Below are 20,020 nucleotides of genomic sequence, written 5' to 3'. Positions count from 1 at the left end.
GACAAATCGAAAATGATGTAAACGAAAGGGCAGTTACTGGTGAGTGAAAACTGCTTTTTCGTTTACACCATCATCGATTCTATCCTAAAGAATTTGCATCATGAGTGTTCTTTGATATACTGTAAAAATTCTGGCGTTTTTGACCAATATTTTATGCCCCAATTCTCAAAATTCCACTCATCCATATACTCATTACATTCAAAATCAATATAAAACAATTTTTCATTCTGAACTATGAAATTTGTTGGGAAATAATCTATATTCGTATTTGCTTCATAAAGCAAATGACACATTTCATGCGCTTGTTCCAAAAAATCACTTTGCATCTTGTCACTCAAGACTAAATCATAGATTGTATCACCTTCAATATATTCCTTTAATATACGTTCGTTCTTAATGTCTACATCCAGCATGGTAGGGATCCTTATACCAATTTTATTTAATTTATTATAATCATTTATCTCTGCTTCAATTTTGTTTCCAAACTGATAATAAGCACAAGGTTCATGGTGAATCTGCTTAAGCACATAACGCTTTGTTACATCTGATACTAAATAAGAATATCCCCCTTTTCCCTTCCCCAGCAAGCTAATAATCAAAAAACTCTTATCATTTACAGCTATTGTTTTTTCCTGCATTTATTTCTCCCTCACAAATTAAAGTTCTTTATTTTTCTCAATAGACGGATGTCCTAATACACGAGAACTACCCTCTATCTGCACTTTTGCTTATTTTAATATACGTACTCTGAAAGAACATTAATTGTTGAAACGATCAGATTTAACAAGGAGCTTGACTAAACGTGGATATTTTTTTCTATTCTTTACGTATCAACCTTTAAAATTTCCTTCTATAACAAATAAGACTCTTTACTATAAATGCAAGAATTGCATATACAACTAATATGAAAAACAGTTTAACCGAATTATCTACTTGAAAATATTTTACACTACCATATATCCTTGACACCATATCCAATGGTGGCAAAATCCAGGTAACTATTTTTATTAACGGAAAACTATTTATTATAGGGATTTTTACTATAGTTACTGTGGCAAATAATACGGTCAAAACAATTGCCATTTTTCGGTCTTTCATTACCCTGGAATGAAAAAAGCTTCCCAATGAAGCTCCTGCCACGGAAGAACCACATAATAAAATCAAATAATTTAAAATATCGAAATTTGTTAATGGTCTTTCAATCACTGCACCATTGTTCAATAAATTAATAATAATGGGATATAGCAAACAAATACTATTTACTATGAATCCTAATATGATCAAAAAAACCATCTTACTTAAGTAGTAATACACATTACTTTGCACACGTAAGAATATTATTTGTTCCATAACCGGACTTTCGTCAGATGATACACTTAAGCCGATCCAAACCATTAATAAAAACACCCAATTGCAAGTAATTAAACAACTAGTTACAACACCAACGGGCCTTGCATCGCTTGAATACATAACAAATAGAAAAATAGCCGTCACCACTAAAGGCATTACAAATTTGCTTCCCTTAAAATATATATGCAGCTGATATTTTACCAATTCATTTATCTTCTTCATCGTATAATCCCCGCAATTTCCAACCTTTTTGAATTAGTTCTGGTAAAATTTGATCACTTTCATTCTGATCTATTTTCAAGCTGTAATACTGACCATATTTCTTCATCTCATCCATTAACGGCAATTGCTTCGCATTTTCCAAAATCATGAGATACATCTTCTGTATTTTATAGTTATACTCTGTCAAGCTACCGTTTCTAAATGTATAAACATCTTCTGCAATCGCTTCAATGAGCCTTTTTTCATGACATGACATAAAAATGGTAACGCCTTGTTCCCGTAATTGATTTATTTTATTAATAAATACTTTTTGGGAAGCCATATCCTGTCCAGAAAGTGGCTCATCTAGTAAAAGTACATCCGGTGTTTTTAGTAATGCTTGCAACACCACGACTTTTTGAAGTGTTCCTTTTGAAAGAGATCTCATCGCTGTATCAAGTAAATCAGTGATAAAAAAGTCCTTTCCCAAAGATTCTATCCTTTCCTTGCTTTCCACTTTTCCAAGACCATCTAATGCCCCCATATAGATTAGATATTGTCTGGCAGTTATGGATACTGGTGAAAACTTCTCTGGTATATAATGAAAAAGCAATGGTTTGTTATACACCACTTCCCCTGATGTGGCTGTCACCAATTTTGCTATTATTTTTAACAACGTACTTTTTCCACAACCATTATGGCCCACAAATGCAACGGATTGGCCTTGCACAAACGTTTTGTCTATTTTATCCAAGACCAATTTCCCATCGTATATTTTTGATATATTCTTTAGCTGTATAATCTCCACTATTTTTTCCTCTCACTATAAAATGTAATTAATTAAAATAAATCTATAAATCCCCGTTCATTTTAATTGTTTGATAATCTCTAAACTTGATAATATTATATCAAATATAATTATTATTTCATAGCGTATTTGCCTTTATTTCCCATTTATGTAAGTTTTATAGATTAATATTCTCAAATTTAGCTCCATCCCTTATTACTTTGTTTTCATCATAATGAATTGTTTAGTTTGTTTTGAAAAATTTCCGTTATCATAGCTTATAGAGTTTTAATGCTTCCAACTTTTTTGCTTGAACATACGCTTTTTGTAAAAATTCCTCTATAGATAAATCCTTATAGCTCCAATTCATGGCCTCTATTGCAGTCGGACCGGAATAACCAGTTTCGGCGATTTTTTTCATAGCTACAGGCCAATCAATTGTACCGTCAAAGGGTAATTGATGTATTGTATTTCCGTTATAATCATGTAAATGTAATGCCATCAAACGAGAACTATACATGGATAATAAATCATAGCTCGGATAATAGTGATAGTGATGGCAGCAGTCATAACAAAATCCTAAGCGCTCGGAATCTACTTGCTCCAGCATATAGGACAAATTGGTGAAATTCCGTAAATTCTCCAATGCAACATTGACCCCTAGCTGTTCAGCCTTTTCAGCAATTTTCTTGATTCTATATAATCCCAATGAATTATATGGTTTGTCATCGTCGGGCAAATGCACCACCATTGTCGGAATCTCAAATTCAGTACAATCCTTCAAACATTGCAAATAACAATTAATAGAAGCTTCACCATCCAGATTATCAAGCCATATATTGTCTTGGACTTGGAATGGTGTGTGTATATTTTCTATATCAAGTCCCGCTTCCCGAACAATTTGTGGACCGCTTCGATAATCATTCCGACCTAAGTATTCACTCCACCATAATAAAACGCCATCAAACCCTGCTTCTTTTATCATCCGATAACGTTCCTTTATTGGCAATTCATAACCAAACCAATCATAAATTGTAATCATATGCCGCCGTCTTTCTTAATTTTTTCGTGATTTATCGTTTATTGAGCTTTCTATAATTATTATTAATTGGACAGTATTATTTACATTCCACGACTAAGAAATCAATAAAAAGCTACAACATTACTCAACAATTTGGAATTTATTTCTTTTCTTTTTATCGACACTATAAATAATTGTTATAACCAATGTGACAATTATCAAGATATGCAAAATAGTATGATAAACATCTGGGATATACACTGTTTTAGAATTGGAAAATTTTATTGCGCCTTTAAAATATTCAATTTTTCCCTCCATGCTTCCCATAAATCCACTTCCATATATTGTGTACCATTCATGACTCAAAAACTGTGTGACAAACCACATTAATAGCCATATTATAAGTATAAATTTTCCTATTTTTTCTTTGAGCAAAAACACAATAAATGCAATCAATGTAATAACCATAAAAATCCACTCATCTTTATATGATCTAGTTACCAAATAACTATTTTCAAAGTAAACGCCTATCATAGCTAAAAAATACCAACACAACAGAACTATATTGGAAATAACACAACACTTCTTTTTCATAACAATTCGATCCTACCTTTTCAGTTAATTATGTAAAAAAAATTCTATTTTTATAAATGGTTTTATTTTCACTATGTCATCATTTTATTTCATGCCAATTGCTATAATAGGTATCTTCATTTCTTGTTCCGTCATGCCAGCATGATTTGAAATGAATTGGTTTGAATCTTTAGAATACACGATACCCTTATCACTGATTGCTATCGCTAAATAGTCTCCTATAAATTCTTCAAATTTGGGATGCATTTTCCCATTGCCACATATATTGTTTTCTATTACCTCTTTCTTTGAAAGTAATAAGAATTCATTTTTAAAACTACTTTTAAATTCTATAGGAAAATCATTCAAAAATTCATCTTTAATATGGAATGCTATAGCTCTTGTTTCAATAGAAATTGGATGTTTTAACATTTTAAACAACTTCGGATAATCGGTTAAAATATAGTTTTTCAAATTACAATGTCCATGGTCTGCCGTCACGATTACTAACGTATCAGATAATTTTTCACACATAACTTCCAATTTATTTTGAAGCTTATTTATGATCTCTGTGACTTCACTACTATAACAACCAGTCTCATGCATTAAGAGATCAGGATTTTCCCAATAACCATAAATGTATTTTTTCTCAGAAGTTGCACATAGCCGCGTTATTTCATTTGTCAATTCATTAAATGACTCTATTTTATTACTTCCAAATTTTGATACACTAAATGCATTTGCCATGCCGGCATCTTTGATTTTTTGGTATATACTTTTATATGGAATGTATTTACTTGCAACATGATAATCTGCTGCCTGTGTATCTGTATCTTTTTCTGTATTAATAAATGCATTTACAACTTTATCTAATTCACTAAAATACAAACTCCATCCTAGCCATCCATGTTCTAACGGAGTTAATCCACTTTCTAAAGATGTTGTTGCGGATGTAGTAGTTGAAGGAAATACAGATGAATATTCCTTTATCAAATGTTTTCTAAAGAAACTATTTTCTGCTAAATGGTGTTGTAAGGCATCAATACCCAATCCATCTAACAATATAACCACTACATTTTTATATTCATCCTTCAAAAGCTCATCTACATATTCGAGTGTATTATGTTCACTCTTGGCACCAAAATATTTCAAAATAGAGCTTGCAAGATTTACAATACTATTCTCATAATCTGCGTACATATCTTTTTCCCCCTCATTATGTATATTTTATCTTTCCTTCCTCTTACGCTCAAGTCACAAATAATTATGAGAAGCGTTTTTCCCAGAAAAAGCAGGTAGAGCTAACCTTAGATTGCTTTTCTAAATATATATCAGATATTATATCATACTAATACCCTCTTATACCACAAATGATTATGTCCCAATATAGTATATTACGACTCTCCTTTTTGTAATTACAATGTCGGTTGTATTATTAATTATATTCAAAAAAATCTCCAGCCTTCATAAAAGTTTTTCAACTTGTAAAGGCTGGAGATTTTAATATGTCTATCTCTTTATTCAAACTTTATCTTTACCATTTGTGCTAAATACTCAGCGGTTGCATCAATTCCCATAAAACTACTGTCAATTAGTATATTTCTATGGTTAATGTCTTCTGGTAAATATTTTGCATATCTCATTTGATAAGCCGCTCTTGCTTTATCAACTTCATAAATCATTTTTCGGGCGACATCTTGCTTCATATGTAAATATTCCACACAATTTAAAAATCTATTTTCATAAGGAGCATATATATATATGTTCATCAAGTTTTCTTTGTCTTGTAAAATATAATCCGCACATCTTCCAACAATAATACAACTTTCTTTTTCTGCTAATTCAGTTATTATTTTTCTTTGTACATCAAAGATATGGTCCTGTATATCTGATGTGTTATTTCCCAAAGGAAGTTTCATATAAAAGAAGTTACTTCTTGCAATCTCTTCTTGATTACTGACTGTTGAAACAGGAAGTTTTATTTTTTTTGCTGCTTCATCCACAATTTCTCGATCATAATATTCTATTCCTAAAATTTCAGACATTTTTTTAGCAATTGGTCTTCCTAAGCTTCCAAATTGCCTCGTAATAGTAATTGTGTACTTCTTCATATATGCCTCCTCGTCTATTTTTTACTTTTATATTTATCCATTGTCTCAGCATTGATTCCAAGCGGCGGTTTTGTACCTTCTGGGAGCAACGAACGATACGTTCTTCCATTCATTCTTTCGCACCACTCTTTCTGCGCCTTGACAATTATATCTGGCTGCAAAAACAAATCAATTCCTGATACCGCTAATAATTTAGCTGCCTGAATCATAGATTTCATACCAATACTACTTCCTACACTAGAGGTAACCTTCCAGTTATGCCATCCCCCCTCCGGTGCTGCTGTCATCCAAAAGGTTGCATATGGAGCATTCCAACTGAATTCTGAGGTGTCACATAATACAGTTCCACTTGTTCCAAACTCCATGATATCCGTATCTAAACCAGTTTCTTCTACTTCATCTGCCTTTTGCATTGATCTAGCCATGCTCTGTTCTTCTTCTGTAAATGCTGGAGCTCCCAACTCTACAAAATTATCATATAATACTCTAGACAGTATTTTATTAGGTATTTTTTCATGACTTGCTGTAATAAATTCCCTTTCAACACTTGTATCGGTTGCTAATGCTCCACCCTGTGCACATTTATCAACACGATCAAGGATATCTTCCAACTGTTTTGAAGTATTAAACCTTCCAATGCACCACAACGTAGCTTTATCTGGTACAACACTTGGAAACTCCGGACCTGTTTCAGAAAACGTATAATTAATTGTATTGGCTCTATCGGCTGCTGCCGGCTCATAATGTTCTCGTAGAAATTCAATGGATGTACCCATAAGTATTGCTGCATCCAACGCACTTCTACCTTGCCAAGGAGAATTCCCATGACAATTTTTCCCTTTAAAATGATATTTCACACTAAAATAAGCGCCGCAAGTATCATAGTGTGCTTTGTTATAGCTCCATGGATGCCAATCTAAAAAACAATCAACGTTTTTATAACAACCGTCTTTTGCCATAAATGGTTTCCCTACACACAATTCTTCAGCTGGTGAGCCAAATACTTTTATTGTTCCAGGAATATTTTTTTCTTCCAATACAAAACGCAACGCCACTGCTGCTAGGACTTGCGATGTTCCTAATATATTATGGCCACATCCATGCCCAGGTGCCCCTTTTATGATTGCTTTTTTATTATCTGTCATACACTCTTGAGACAATCCAGGAAGGCAATCATATTCAGCATTATAAGCAATAATAGGTTTTCCATTCCCATATTCAGCAATAAATGAGGTTGGCATTCCTGATAAGCCTCTTTTGACTTGAAACCCATATTTTTCTAATGTTTTTACTAAAATATCAGAAGCCTCATATTCTTCTAGTCCTAATTCAGGATTTTCCCATATATACTTTGCAATATCACTGAATTCCTCCTGATGATGATCAATCCAAGAGAGCATTTCATTTTTTAACTCTTTCATTTTCATCATTAATTCTCCTATCATTCATCTTCATTTTGAATCAACATAGCCATACCTTGACCACCGCCGATACACATAGTAACTAACCCATTCTTGACTTTTCTTCTTTTCATTTCATATATTAATTTAGTAATTAGTATTGCACCTGTAGCAGAAAGTGGATGTCCTAAGGCAATCGCTCCTCCATTTACATTTACAATATCTCGATTAAAGTTTAATGTCCTTAGGCATGCAATTGACTGACTTGCAAATGCTTCATTCAATTCAATCAAATCTATTTCTTCTTTTTTAATACCAGTTTTAGCAAGTAGTTTTTCTACTGCATAGATAGGACCTAAACCCATCTTTTTATAATCTAAACCAACAGCCGCTGCCGAATGAACACTTACCATAATTTTACATCCAAGCTGGTTTGCTTTTCTACGGCTCATAACAACCAATGCCGAAGCTCCATCGTTCATGGAGCAACTATTTCCAGCGGTCACTTTCCCACCTGTACGGAATAATGGTCTCAATTTTGCAAGTTTTTCCGGACTCGTTTCTATTCTTGGTCCCTCATCTAGATCAAAGCAAATGCTTCTTTTTTTTTCTAAAATCTCTACCGGTACAATCTGATTTTTAAAGACTTGATGTTCTATAGCTGCCAGTGCTTTTTGATGGCTTTCATATGCATACTGATCTAATTCTTCTCTAGATATATCATACTCATCCAAAATATTTTCAGCAGTATCACCCATTCCAATTTGTTCAAACCCAACTTCTGGTACAAACATATTCCCTAAAAAATGCGGTGGGTTACCATCATACCCACGTGTCTGTTTCGCCATATAGTAAGGTCGATTTGTCATGCTTTCACAGCCTCCGACTATATATACCTCTCCCATACCGCTTCGAATCATTGCCGTAGCAATACTTAGTGCTTCTAAACTTGATGCACATTGCCTATCTATAGTAACTGCAGGCACATGATCTGGTAACCCAGCCGCCATCGCTGCAACCTTAGCAACATTTCCTGGCACCCCTAGTAAATTACCAAAATAAACATCATCAATTTCATTTCCCGATAATCCTGCCCGTCTGATTGCTTCTTTGATAACAATACCACCCAATTCATAATCTTTACAAGGTGCTAGAGTTCCCGCATATTTACCAACTGCTGTTCTAACTGCTGAAACGATAACTACATCGTTTTCCATTTATATCACCTCATTTTCAGAAAGTTCTATCGGTATAATTTTAATTTGTTTATCCACTATAATTTCTGCTTCTGTCTTATCTATTACTTCCTGCACCGTTGTATCCGCAAATATCTCTTTTAATACCAGTTTTTGATTCTCAAACTGAAAAACTGCCATATCAGTAATAATCATATCCACACAATTTTTTGCCGTAATTGGCAATGTACAATTTTTTCGTATTTTTGACTCTCCCTTTTTATCTGTTTGCATTGAAAGTATAATTACTTTTTTTGCATTTTGTGCCAGTTCCATTCCCCCACCCATTCCGGGTACTATTTTACCAGGAACAATCCAGTTAGCCAAATTAGCATCCTGATCCACTTCCAATGCTCCTAAAAAAGAAATATCAATATGACCTTTACGAATCATCCCAAATGAAGTTCCACTATCAAAAAAAGAACCCCCTTTTACTAATGTACATGGAATTCCACCTGCATTAATAATATTGGGGTCTTCCATTCCAGCGTTTGGAGCTTTTCCTATTCCAAGAAGTCCATTTTCTCCTTGAATCATTACATACTTCTCTTCTGGGAGATAATTTGCTACCATAGTTGGAATTCCGATACCAAGATTGATCACACTATATGAAGGAACTTCCATCGCTGCACGTTTTGCCATTAATTCTTTTTTTCCCATGCCCATTTCCATTCGCCTCCTTTTCCTGAAATAATCATATCTACATAGATTCCAGATGTTATAATTTCTTCTGGATCCAGTTCACCTAACGCAACAATTTCGTCTGCCTGTACGATGACATAATCGCAGGCCGCTGCCATAATCGGATTGCTGCATCTAGCAGTCTTATCATAAACAAGGTTTCCGTATGTATCTGCCTTTTTTGCATAAATGATTGCAACTTCTGCTGTTATTGCAGGTGCAATCATATAATCTTTATTGTTTAATTTATATTTTTCATAGCCCTCGGCAATAATCGTATCAATTCCTGTATCAATCAATACTCCACCAAGACCCATAGCGCCAGCACGGATTTGTTCGCAAAATGTTCCCTGCGGTATGAATGTCACTTCCATCAGTTTATCGTTCATTCTCTTTCCGGCAAATGGATTGGAACCAATGTGCGTGGTAATCATTTTTTTCACTTGACCATTACATACAATAGGACCAACTCCTACATTCGGAAAACTTGCGTCGTTACTAATCAAGGTTATATCCCGCACATTTTTATCTAGGATACCCTTGCAAAGCAAGGGTGGAGCTCCAACGCCACCAAATCCGCCTACCATGAGGGTTACTCCATCCTGAATATGTTCCATTGCTTTATCTAATGTTTGAATTTTTTTAAATATATTTTCTATCATAATTAGCACCTCATAATCCCAGTTGTTTTTCAATCTGTATGATTGAATGATCAATCCGTCTTACAATTTCATCAATTTCTTCTAATGTTACTATGTAAGCTGGTGCTATCATCGCCATATCTCCCTTATTACCATGGTTGCAACCTGTACTTGTTTCTATAAACATATTTTCGCTTAAAACTGCTTTTGAAAACATTGCGCTCACTTTTTGTTCTGGTGGAAATGACTCTTTCGTATCTTTATCCATTACAAATTCGATTCCAACCATGAGACCCATGCCTCTGACATCTCCAATGATTTTATGCTTTTGGGCTACTTCTAGCAGTTTGTTTTTTAGATATTCCCCTTTTTCGGATACGGACTCCACTAATTTCTCTCTTTTTAAAATTTCAAAGTTTTTGCAAACAACAGCCGCTCCTAATGGATTCCCTGCCCATGAATATCCTGCTGGAAACTCTGCTGTGTTAGCATCAATTGCATCATAGACTTTCTGTGAGCACGCAACTGCTCCTACTGGAAAATATCCTCCAGATATTGCCTTTCCTAAAGCAACGATATCAGGCTTTACATCAAAATTCTGATATGCAAATACTTCTCCTGTTCTTCCAATTCCACACATTACTTCGTCAAAAATAAGGAGTACATCATATTTATCACAAATCTGTCGTATTTTCTTAAAATATTCTTTATCTCCATGTGCTCCAACCAAAGACATACCAGATACAGGTTCCATAATGAAAGCCGCTACTGTGTCAGGTCCCTGCTTTAATATTTCTTCTTCTAATGCTTCTGCACATTCATGATTACAGGAATTGCAGTCTTTTCCATACCAACAACGATAGCAATAAGCCGGTGCAATATGTCCCTGATTAAACAAATAATCTTTATAGCCTTCCTGTCTTGCTGGAAAAGCAGTCAAGGAAAGGGCACCCATCGTACTCCCATGGTAACTTTGATGTCTGGAAATTAATTTAAATTTTTCTTTTTTCCCCAAATTCAAGAAATAACGTCTTGCCAACTTCATAGATATTTCTACAGCTTCCGAACCCCCGCAGACAAAAAACACTTTCGTGAAATCGCCATCTGATACATCACACACACATTTACTTGCATCTTCTAGAACTTGTGTTATACAATCCCATCGATATGCAAATGAAATTTTATCAGCCTGCGCTTTTAATGTTTCTCCCATTTCACTTTGTCCATGACCGAGACTTATCAAAACAGATCCACTCGATCCATCAATAATTTCTTTTCCATCTTCGGTATACATATAGATTCCATTTCCACTTTCAATGACAGGGTAATCTTTTTTAAAATATGGATTTAATATATTTGTGTTTCTTTTCATAATTCGTTTTCTTCCTTATCCCAAAATAATGTTACTACTTAAAAAACTCTGAAGACGTTTGTGTTGTGGATTACTAAAGATTTGTTCTGGATTTCCTTCTTCTGCAACTAATCCTTCATGTAAGAAAATAACCCGATCCGAGACTTCTTTTGCGAATCCCATCTCGTGTGTCACAATGATCATAGTCATACCCTCATTTGCCATTTTCTTAATTACACTAAGTACTTCTACTACCAGTTCAGGGTCAAGCGCGGAGGTTGGCTCATCAAAAAGGACCACCTCTGGATACATCGCCAATGTTCTGGCTATTGCAGCTCTTTGCTGTTGACCTCCAGATAGTTTACTTGGATATACATTCGCTTTTTCCTCCAAGCCAACCTTTTTGAGCATTTCCAAAGCTATTTTTCTTGCTACTTCTTTATTCTTCTTTTGGACGATTAATGGCCCACTCATCACGTTCTTTAGAATAGTCATATTGGAAAATAAATTAAAGCTTTGAAATACCATTCCAACTTTCTGTTGTAACAAATGGATACTTTTCGCATTCTTTCCAATGATTTTACTATCGAAAATAATATCACCTAATGTTTTTTCCTCTAAAAAATTCAAACATCTTAAAAATGTACTTTTCCCAGAGCCACTAGATCCAATGATACTTACGACTTCACCTTTACTTATGGAAAAATCAATTCCTTTTAACACTTCCAAATCACCAAATGTTTTAACCAAATTTTTAGTTTCAATTATTTTGTTCATCGTTCGTTCACCCTCAATCTCTGCTCTAATTTTTTTAATAAGTACCCTAATGAATAGGTAAGTATCATATATATAATAGCTGCGTCAAAGTAAATTGGGAAGATTGCATAGGTTGCTGAAGCCAACTGCTTTGCTTTCATCATTGTTTCCGTTATTGTAATTACACTAACTAAAGATGAATCTAAAATTGCTAGTAAAAACTGATTTCCAAGAGCCGGTACCGAAATTTTAAAAGCCTGAGGGAAGATAACATGAATAAATGACTCAAATTTGGTCATTCCAATGGCCGTTGCCGCCTCTTGCTGTCCATATGATATTGATAAAATTGAGCCTCTAAATATTTCGCTTATATAAGCCGCGCTATGGAGCGCCAGTCCCATAACCGCGGTCATATAACTGCTAAAATAAATACCAAGCTGTGGTAATCCATAAAATATAAAAAATAACTGGAGCAACAATGGAGTACCTCTTATGATTGCTACATAGCCTCCAGCTATCCCTTTTAGAATCTTTATTTTAGACATCTTCATTGCACATATCAAAACACCAATAACTGTACCTAATAAAATGGACCAAATTGAAAGACTCAATGTCATCAGAATACTATTTGTAAATTTCGGAAGATTTTCAAACGCTGTCATAAAAAATTCTGTTAATCCACTTAACATTCTGTTCACCAACTTTCAATTCTTCTATTTTGTTTCAAGGATATTGCATCCAAAGTATTTTTCACTAATTTTATCATATGTTCCGTTATCAATTATTGTTTTCAACGCTGTATTTAGCTGATCTAATAATTCAGTATTTTCTTTTGTTACTGCAATTCCAATTTTTTCGTTATATAACAAATCTCCTACTGCTACCAAATTGTATTCCTTAGGCGCTTGTAGTCCAACAAAACGACTAGTAATGAGGCCATCTGTTCTTCCTTGATTTGCTGCAATGAAATTTTCCACATCACTGGAAAAATTAAGTACATCCTTAACATTTGAATATTTTTCTAACTCTTTCTGGAATGTTGTTCCTGTTACGACTCCAACTTTAGTTACTGCCGAATCAGCTAAAGACTTAAACCCTTTATTTTGTGGAGCAAAAAACTGTGCACCATCATAATAATATGGATTTGTAAAATTAACTTGCTCTAACCTTGCATCTGTTATTGCCATACTTCCAATAACTGTATCAAATCTCTTTGCAGTAAGACCTCCTAGAATACCATCCCACTCTGTTGTAATTCCCTCTGCTTTCACTCCCATGACTTCTGCAAGCGCATTTGCAATATCAACATCAAATCCAACTAATTTTCCACTATCATCAATATAGTTGAATGGTGGATATCCACCTGAACAAGCAAAAGTGAATTTTCCTTCTTTTTTAATGGCACTCCAAGTAGAAGTGTCTACCTTTCCACATCCTGCAATACTCATAATTGTTATCAACATCAGTAACATTGCTACCATTCTCATTACTCTTTTTTTCATAATTTCTCTCCTTTGATTTAATTATTATAAAAAAAAACAGAGAGGACCTATTTATCCTCTCTGATTTTTTTATGCACCTTAATTGGCTACAAACTTTATTTAATTTTTATCATTATAACAATCAATTATTATAAATTCAATAGACACGCTCCCAATCATTTTTATGCACGCGCATAACTCATAGCAAATCATGTATTAATAAGCAGATCTGTATTTTTAACCGATCACTCCAATCTTCCAAATTTAAATCTATTATTTTTTCGATTTTTTTTAAATTGTAAGTGATTGTATTTCTATGTACAAAATTTTCCTTTGCCATATTTTGAATCCCTCCATTGAGGCTCATATATTGTTTTAAATATGTGATTGAATCGGTTTGATTTATTTTGTCATACTCATCCAATCGTCCTAAAATATCATTATAATAATCTTTTAATACAGTTGTATGATTGATAACTAATAATAGTTTGTAAATATCTAATTCATCATAAAATAAATAATTTTGTTTTGTACGCTTTGCCAAAAGTAAAGCAGTATCCATATCTTTATAATATCTTCCGATATCTAAAAATTCCATGTTCTTTGGTCCCATCAGCATAAATATATTATAATTATTATATTTTTTCAAAATCATCTCATGTATAGTTTCTATAATCCTTTTCATTTCTATATGATTTTTATCTATGATCAAAACAATCAGTTGGTCATAATGAGATATTATCACATAACGCTCATGATATAAATTAAGGCTTTTTTCAACATCATTATGGATGCTTTCAATTGGAACCTCCAATGTATTATTAATTTCATCCGCCTTATATTCAAATAATAACATTTGATATTTCTCTATTTCTCTAAAGCCGTTTTTTTCTAAAATATCTTTACGTTCCTGTTTAAGTTCCGCTGAAAAAATATAATCCTTAAAAATCTCCGCAATATTTTCTTTCATATGTGAACTATATATCATTAATTGATCAATTTCATTTATTATATCAATTAGTCTTACTTCCCATGGTAATGAGAAAAGCGGAAATTTCTTACTTTTGCAATAATCAATTACACTTTCGGGTATTTCAGATATATATGGTCCAATATTTATGATAAAACCACTGACTGATTGCTCCTGTAACAAAATACAGGTTTGTAACAATTCGGTTTCATTTTTGATTGCGAACCCCGTTGTAACAGCCAATTCAGTGGCCCTCATATATGGAATAACATCATTATTATCAATAACACTCATCCATTGCACCATATTATGAATTCCCTTTTCTCCGGAAATTAATTTTAGCTGATACTTATCTTTTAGTACCTGATACATTTTTTCTACCGTCACTGACAATATTTACCCCTCCCTAGTTCTATTTTCTCTGATGTACTATCTTTTTCAATTACATCCGTAAGGAAGTTTCTCCATTCGTATAATATAAGTTTAACATATATCTCTCCATATCAATACATTATTATCATTTCGAACCAATAGCACCCATCTGGAATACCTGGTCGGCATCCTCAATCGTAGACAACCTATGTGCAATAATAATCGTAGTCCTTGTTTTTCCATAGTTGCGTAGTGTTTCTTTAATTAATCTCTCTGATTCTGTATCAAGTGCGGAAGTAGCTTCATCCAACAAAAGAATCGGTGCATTCTTAAGAATTGCCCTTGCGATTGCGATTCTTTGACATTGTCCACCTGAAAGTCGAATGCCCCTTTCACCAACCTGAGTCTCATAACCATTTTCCTGTTCAAGTATAAAATCATGCGCATTTGCGGATTTTGCGGCTTCAACTACCTCATCGTCCGTCGCATCCGATTTTCCATATCTAATATTATCCATGATAGATACACCAAATAGCATAGCTTCCTGAGGAACATAGGACACCTGACCACGCATTTCTTCTAGTGTCATATCCGAAATATTTTTTCCAGCGATTGATATGCTTCCGCTTTGTGGCATATAGAATCCCATCAGCAATTTCGCGACAGAACTCTTTCCACTCCCACTTTCCCCTACAATTGCAAAGGTCTGTCCCTTATTTACCTTCATATTAAAGTCAGTTAGTACTGGGTTTTCTTTCTCATATCCAAATGTAACATTTCTAAATTCTATGTACCCAGGTTCCTCCATCCTATCTAGTGGATAAGCTTTTTTCTCCTCTTCGAGATCCAGAAATTCATATACTCGTTCGGTTCCAGCCAAACAGTTATATAATTGTGGAAAATATTCTGCGAATTCTCTAAAATTCAGATCCAAGGCTGTTTGTAAACTCATAATTCCTAAGATATCACCAAATGTGGTGAGCTTATATTGAACCATAATTGTACCTAACACCAAAAACACAGTCATCTGAATCATAGATACCAGGAAAATATAGGAAGTCAGAAATGCGGTAGTTTTACTGTTTCTTTTGTTTAAATGTGATACCACCTTATTATTCTTCCTAAAATCCTCTTCCATTCGTTTCGCCTGATGATATATTCTAATTACAGACATTCCGCTTAAAATATCAGAAATTGTGGCATTCATATTTGCCAATTCATTTTGAATCGTCTTCGATCTAGCTCTCATTTTCTTTGCAATTGAGGTATTCACCCAGAGCGTTAAAATATTTAGTACAAAAATAATACAAGTTAGACGATAATCAAATAGGAGCATTGGCACTAAATATATAATGATTGTAGTTAATGATGCCACTGTTCTTCTCAAATGACGCATAAATATAACTGATAGAACCCAGCTATCATTATACAAAACTGACATAATCTTGCCGCTGTGATTCTTCTCATAATAACCAACTGGTATCTTCCCAAATTTCCCGTATATTACCTTATTAACATTGCCATGCCCATATTTTGCTGTTCCATTGAACATAAATGTAAACTTAGGAAGGAATTTCCATATCAAAATCAGATAAATCAGTACTGCACCGGTAATATACATAATCACTTCCATATTTACCTTTGAATTCAAATTCAAGAGTCTCTTTATCAGGTATGATTCCAAAATTGCTGTACTCGCATATAAAAGTGTCATCCCTATAATTCCTGAATAATATTCCAAATAATGCCCTTTTAAAAATACCATGGTATTTTTCAAGTCTTTAAATAATCGAATCACAGGACACCTCCTGATTTTTATAGAGTTTTGCATAGAGACCTGCCCCTGAAATCAACTGCTTGTGATTTCCAGTTTCTGCAACTTTTCCTTCATTTAGCACTACAATCTTGTCAGCATTTACAATGGTAGATAATCTGTGTGCAATAATAATCACTGTCTTTGATTTGCTATAATCTTCAATCGCCCTCTGAATTGATTTTTCTGACTCAACATCCAATGCAGAAGTCATCTCATCTAATATGAAAATTGGGGCATCCTTTAAAAATGCTCTGGCAATTGAAATTCTCTGTCTTTGTCCACCTGATAGATTTCCACCCCACTCTGATAACTGTGTCTGAAATCCTTCAGGCATTTCCATAATAAAATCATAAGCAAATGCCTTTTGAGAAGCCTGTACTATCTCCTCAAATGTTGCATCCGGTTTTCCATATCCAATATTTTCTGCAACTGAGCCGTTGAACAAATATGTTTCCTGCGATACATAAGAAATCTTCTCTCTGGCCGCTTCAATATTCCAGTCCTGCAAATCCATCCCATAAAGCTTCACTTTCCCCGCATTAGGAACATGAAAGCCCAGCATTAATTTAAACAAAGTACTTTTTCCATTTCCACTTGGTCCGGCTATTGCTACCGTTTTTCCACGCTCAATCGATAGGTTCAAATTCTCAAGCACCGCTTTTCCTTCATCTGAATATGAAAAGCAGACATCTTCAAGTTCAAAAACATCTTTACTTGTCTCATCAAAAACATCTTTACTTGTCTCATCTGCAACTCCAGTTCCAAATTGCTCGTCCTCGTACTGAAACAGTTCAAGCACTCTGTTCATCGAAACCGTCGCTTCTTTTAACTCAATCATATATTGTGGCAAGGTAGAAAGTGGATTAGACACATTTCTCATAAGTAGTATAAATGCGATAAATTCGCCACTTGTCATCTTGCCAAAATAAGCATTAATAAATCCAACAATAATACAGATAAATGTTGGTGCTGCTTTTATCAAATATTTATATGGACCCGCGTTAATTACACGTCGCTCATATTCTCTATAACACTCTGTTGCCTCATCCATATTTTTCTTAAAATACTCATTTCGAACTTTATACAGATTATAAGCTTTCTCTACCTTAATTCCTGTAACAGAATCCTGTCCGATTTCTGATACCTCATCCATCTTATTTTCAAATTTTTCCATTGTTTTATATGTAGGCGCTGCAACCTTCTTCGTAAGAAAGAATGCTGCTGGGACGCAAATCGAGCACACCAATGTCATTGACAAATTTACTGTCAACAGATATGCAAAGCTCAATGTAAACATAATCATGCTACTAATGAAAGCAGGAAAACTACCAGACATATAGCTTGCCACATTTCCCATATCATAGTTCATTTTGTTTTTTATCGTACCCGAGTGCTCATTTTCAAAATATGAATATTTGCAATTGAGCATCTTTGAAACCAGCATTCCTCTCATCTTTTCCACCAGATTAATGGAATAAATGGATCTTGCATATACACCTATGTAGTTCATTAACATCCCCACACATGTAATCCCCAAAATCACCATAAGAGTCTTACTGATATCACTGATTTCTAATCCAATATCCACAACATTCTTTGCAAAATCACTGACCCAGATAGAGATCAAAACAATTCCGATATTCATTATAATCTGCACTGCCACAAGATATTTTTTTCTAGATAACTTCCAAATACTTAACACTTACTCACCCCTCTATTTATCCTTCTAAAAAAGCTATAAACTCCTGCTGGGAGTTTATAGCTTTTTCACTAATAAATTTACCTTAATTTCCCTCAATTATTTTATTATATTCTTAGTTCTCTTTGTTATCAAGAAATAATTACATATTATCTTCCTGATTATAATATGCTCTTTTCTAGGCACCTCATATTTTTCGTTCCATACAGATGGAATCTGGCATATCCGCATACTGACCATAATTAGGAATAATTTTATATCCTGCTTTATTGTACATATGAAATGCTGCTTCCAACTGTTTTCCAGTTTCTAAAATACACCATTTATATCCTAAGATTTTTGCCTTTGATTCTAATCGCCTTACCATTTCTGCACCTAATCCTATATTTCGACAAAATGTATCTGTAAATATACGTTTTAACTCTGCATGTTCTTCGTCATACATTTTAAATGCACCACAGGCAACCGGAATTCCATCTCGATAAGCCACAATCACATTATGAATATTATCTCTTTGGTTATACTGATCATACTGACTTCTCTGAGATTTGGTGCCAACAAGTTCATCCAACGCATCGTCTAGTTTTCTGCAAAGAAGAATAAAATCCGGATCTGATCCATCTGTATCTTTAAAATGTAGCTCAGATAACTCTGAAAATTGCATTCTTGCCTTTTTAATAAGTTTTCCTATTATCGCATCGTAAGCTTCATCAATCATTTGGAATAATAATTCCATATCTAAGAAGCGATCTAAGTTAATGGTATTCCAATATGGCTGTTGAACTGGTGGACAATGATATCCTCGTACCACCAGCTCTGGATAAAGCTGCCTATAAAGATTCGCCTTTTCTGGTTCACACTTTAATGTAATTTTATAAAACTTTTCTTCTGGATTAAACTGAGCGAATATTTTCCCCATTACCCGATAGCAGATTGGATACTTCCCAAATGGTCTTGTCTCATATGCTCCTGGCAGATTCAAACAATATTCTTCTATTGACTGAATTATTCTTTTGTTATTTTGCATAAATAATCTCCTTGATTTGATACACGTCCTAAATAAATATGGAATTTATTTGGAATTTGTAATTATTTTAAATTATGTACCATTATATATTCCTCTTCATTTTCATCTACAATTTGAAAACCTACAAATATGTACATTTTCACAGCATAATTATCTTTCTGCACAGCTAATGAAGTTTTTGAGTATCCTCTTTGTTTCAGATGCACTATCATCGTTTTCATCATTTGCATTCCAATGCCATGTCCTCTGAATTTTTTATAAAGCGAAATCGCAAATTCTGGCGTATTATTATCAATACTTCCATAGGCACTAATATTTCTAACCCACACCGCACCAACTATTTCCCCATGAACTTCTGCACAAAAGCAATAATCATCCTTCTCATTTCCAAAGTTCTGAATATATACCTTTAGTTCTGGTTTTTCAATTACTGATTTGGGTAATAAATTCATTTCATCACGTTGAAATATAGCTTCGTATAAAAAACATCCAGCAACGGATATTCAAAGGATTCCATTTCTCTAATATTGTATTCCATATAATCCTCC

Annotated in this window: 20 protein-coding genes; all 20 read right to left on the bottom strand. The window is 33.9% G+C overall.

Annotated features, from left to right (window positions below; all coding sequences use genetic code 11):
* Window positions 1–98 precede the first annotated feature (98 nt).
* Window positions 99–638 carry a BUD32 family EKC/KEOPS complex subunit gene (locus BMY18_RS19165; protein ID WP_092457725.1) on the bottom strand — a complete coding sequence of 180 codons (540 nt, stop codon included), beginning with the start codon at window positions 636–638 and terminating at the stop codon, window positions 99–101.
* A gap of 199 nt (window positions 639–837) precedes the next feature.
* Window positions 838–1,572 (bottom strand): hypothetical protein, encoded by a 735-nt coding sequence (locus BMY18_RS19160; protein ID WP_092457722.1) that lies wholly within the window; start codon window positions 1,570–1,572, stop codon window positions 838–840.
* The gene (locus BMY18_RS19155) at window positions 1,556–2,359 is read right to left on the bottom strand and encodes an ATP-binding cassette domain-containing protein (RefSeq protein ID WP_170841504.1); all 804 of its coding nucleotides are present in this window, start codon (window positions 2,357–2,359) and stop codon (window positions 1,556–1,558) included. Before BMY18_RS19155 ends, BMY18_RS19160 begins: the two co-directional genes overlap by 17 nt.
* Before the next feature lie 250 nt (window positions 2,360–2,609).
* Window positions 2,610–3,380: a sugar phosphate isomerase/epimerase family protein gene (locus BMY18_RS19150; RefSeq protein ID WP_092457716.1), complete on the bottom strand. Its 771-nt coding sequence runs from the start codon at window positions 3,378–3,380 to the stop codon at window positions 2,610–2,612.
* Between the two features lie 120 nt (window positions 3,381–3,500).
* A complete protein-coding gene (locus BMY18_RS19145; RefSeq protein WP_092457713.1) occupies window positions 3,501–3,953 on the bottom strand; it encodes a hypothetical protein in 453 nt (150 codons plus the stop codon).
* Window positions 3,954–4,037: 84 nt separating this feature from the next.
* Window positions 4,038–5,132, bottom strand: coding sequence for an alkaline phosphatase family protein (locus BMY18_RS19140; RefSeq protein ID WP_092457710.1), 1,095 nt, complete (start codon window positions 5,130–5,132; stop codon window positions 4,038–4,040).
* 317 nt (window positions 5,133–5,449) lie between these two features.
* Complete coding sequence (locus tag BMY18_RS19135; protein WP_092457708.1) at window positions 5,450–6,043, bottom strand: cytidylate kinase-like family protein; 594 nt, start codon at window positions 6,041–6,043, stop codon at window positions 5,450–5,452.
* Window positions 6,044–6,057: 14 nt separating this feature from the next.
* Window positions 6,058–7,473 carry an amidohydrolase gene (locus tag BMY18_RS19130; RefSeq protein WP_170841503.1) on the bottom strand — a complete coding sequence of 472 codons (1,416 nt, stop codon included), beginning with the start codon at window positions 7,471–7,473 and terminating at the stop codon, window positions 6,058–6,060.
* An 11-nt stretch (window positions 7,474–7,484) separates the two neighbouring features.
* On the bottom strand, window positions 7,485–8,660 hold the full coding sequence (locus BMY18_RS19125) for a thiolase family protein (RefSeq protein WP_092457702.1): 1,176 nt from the start codon (window positions 8,658–8,660) through the stop codon (window positions 7,485–7,487).
* The gene (locus BMY18_RS19120; RefSeq protein WP_092457699.1) at window positions 8,661–9,344 is read right to left on the bottom strand and encodes a 3-oxoacid CoA-transferase subunit B; all 684 of its coding nucleotides are present in this window, start codon (window positions 9,342–9,344) and stop codon (window positions 8,661–8,663) included. It abuts the gene before it with no gap.
* Entirely contained in the window at window positions 9,320–10,021 is a 702-nt protein-coding gene (locus BMY18_RS19115; RefSeq protein WP_170841501.1) for a CoA transferase subunit A, read from the bottom strand. The genes BMY18_RS19120 and BMY18_RS19115 overlap by 25 nt, the downstream gene beginning before the upstream one ends.
* Before the next feature lie 10 nt (window positions 10,022–10,031).
* Entirely contained in the window at window positions 10,032–11,372 is a 1,341-nt protein-coding gene (locus BMY18_RS19110; RefSeq protein WP_092457696.1) for an aminotransferase family protein, read from the bottom strand.
* Between the two features lie 15 nt (window positions 11,373–11,387).
* Entirely contained in the window at window positions 11,388–12,128 is a 741-nt protein-coding gene (locus tag BMY18_RS19105; protein WP_242941077.1) for an amino acid ABC transporter ATP-binding protein, read from the bottom strand.
* A complete protein-coding gene (locus BMY18_RS19100) occupies window positions 12,125–12,805 on the bottom strand; it encodes an amino acid ABC transporter permease (protein ID WP_242941079.1) in 681 nt (226 codons plus the stop codon). The genes BMY18_RS19105 and BMY18_RS19100 overlap by 4 nt, the downstream gene beginning before the upstream one ends.
* 15 nt (window positions 12,806–12,820) lie before the next feature.
* Window positions 12,821–13,609, bottom strand: a complete 789-nt coding sequence (locus tag BMY18_RS19095) for a transporter substrate-binding domain-containing protein (RefSeq protein ID WP_092457690.1) — start codon at window positions 13,607–13,609, stop codon at window positions 12,821–12,823.
* A gap of 178 nt (window positions 13,610–13,787) precedes the next feature.
* Window positions 13,788–14,945 carry a PucR family transcriptional regulator gene (locus BMY18_RS19090; RefSeq protein ID WP_242941078.1) on the bottom strand — a complete coding sequence of 386 codons (1,158 nt, stop codon included), beginning with the start codon at window positions 14,943–14,945 and terminating at the stop codon, window positions 13,788–13,790.
* Window positions 14,946–15,075: 130 nt separating this feature from the next.
* Complete coding sequence (locus BMY18_RS19085; RefSeq protein WP_170841500.1) at window positions 15,076–16,728, bottom strand: ABC transporter ATP-binding protein; 1,653 nt, start codon at window positions 16,726–16,728, stop codon at window positions 15,076–15,078.
* A complete protein-coding gene (locus BMY18_RS19080) occupies window positions 16,712–18,448 on the bottom strand; it encodes an ABC transporter ATP-binding protein (RefSeq protein ID WP_092457681.1) in 1,737 nt (578 codons plus the stop codon). Before BMY18_RS19080 ends, BMY18_RS19085 begins: the two co-directional genes overlap by 17 nt.
* A 184-nt stretch (window positions 18,449–18,632) precedes the next feature.
* The gene (locus BMY18_RS21205) at window positions 18,633–19,472 is read right to left on the bottom strand and encodes a GNAT family N-acetyltransferase (RefSeq protein WP_170841499.1); all 840 of its coding nucleotides are present in this window, start codon (window positions 19,470–19,472) and stop codon (window positions 18,633–18,635) included.
* A gap of 62 nt (window positions 19,473–19,534) precedes the next feature.
* On the bottom strand, window positions 19,535–19,924 hold the full coding sequence (locus tag BMY18_RS19070) for a GNAT family N-acetyltransferase (protein ID WP_330386019.1): 390 nt from the start codon (window positions 19,922–19,924) through the stop codon (window positions 19,535–19,537).
* Between the last annotated feature and the right edge of the window lie 96 nt (window positions 19,925–20,020).

Source organism: [Clostridium] fimetarium (assembly GCF_900111235.1).
In the GTDB taxonomy this organism is placed as follows: domain Bacteria; phylum Bacillota; class Clostridia; order Lachnospirales; family Lachnospiraceae; genus Clostridium_N; species Clostridium_N fimetarium.
The sequence above is the reverse complement of the archived record's forward strand: the minus strand, read 5'-3'. Positions and strand labels throughout refer to the sequence as shown.

Excerpts from the sequence above, each read along its gene's own strand:
- BMY18_RS19165 (WP_092457725.1), bottom strand. The coding sequence starts at position 638 with ATGCAGGAAAAAACAATAGCTGTAAATGATAAGAGTTTTTTGATTATT.
- BMY18_RS19160 (WP_092457722.1), bottom strand. The coding sequence starts at position 1,572 with ATGAAGAAGATAAATGAATTGGTAAAATATCAGCTGCATATATATTTT.
- BMY18_RS19150 (WP_092457716.1), bottom strand. The coding sequence starts at position 3,380 with ATGATTACAATTTATGATTGGTTTGGTTATGAATTGCCAATAAAGGAA.
- BMY18_RS19145 (WP_092457713.1), bottom strand. The coding sequence starts at position 3,953 with ATGAAAAAGAAGTGTTGTGTTATTTCCAATATAGTTCTGTTGTGTTGG.
- BMY18_RS19140 (WP_092457710.1), bottom strand. The coding sequence starts at position 5,132 with ATGTACGCAGATTATGAGAATAGTATTGTAAATCTTGCAAGCTCTATT.
- BMY18_RS19135 (WP_092457708.1), bottom strand. The coding sequence starts at position 6,043 with ATGAAGAAGTACACAATTACTATTACGAGGCAATTTGGAAGCTTAGGA.
- BMY18_RS19130 (WP_170841503.1), bottom strand. The coding sequence starts at position 7,473 with ATGATGAAAATGAAAGAGTTAAAAAATGAAATGCTCTCTTGGATTGAT.
- BMY18_RS19125 (WP_092457702.1), bottom strand. The coding sequence starts at position 8,660 with ATGGAAAACGATGTAGTTATCGTTTCAGCAGTTAGAACAGCAGTTGGT.
- BMY18_RS19120 (WP_092457699.1), bottom strand. The coding sequence starts at position 9,344 with ATGGGCATGGGAAAAAAAGAATTAATGGCAAAACGTGCAGCGATGGAA.
- BMY18_RS19115 (WP_170841501.1), bottom strand. The coding sequence starts at position 10,021 with ATGATAGAAAATATATTTAAAAAAATTCAAACATTAGATAAAGCAATG.
- BMY18_RS19110 (WP_092457696.1), bottom strand. The coding sequence starts at position 11,372 with ATGAAAAGAAACACAAATATATTAAATCCATATTTTAAAAAAGATTAC.
- BMY18_RS19105 (WP_242941077.1), bottom strand. The coding sequence starts at position 12,128 with ATGAACAAAATAATTGAAACTAAAAATTTGGTTAAAACATTTGGTGAT.
- BMY18_RS19095 (WP_092457690.1), bottom strand. The coding sequence starts at position 13,609 with ATGAAAAAAAGAGTAATGAGAATGGTAGCAATGTTACTGATGTTGATA.
- BMY18_RS21205 (WP_170841499.1), bottom strand. The coding sequence starts at position 19,472 with ATGCAAAATAACAAAAGAATAATTCAGTCAATAGAAGAATATTGTTTG.
- BMY18_RS19070 (WP_330386019.1), bottom strand. The coding sequence starts at position 19,924 with ATGAATTTATTACCCAAATCAGTAATTGAAAAACCAGAACTAAAGGTA.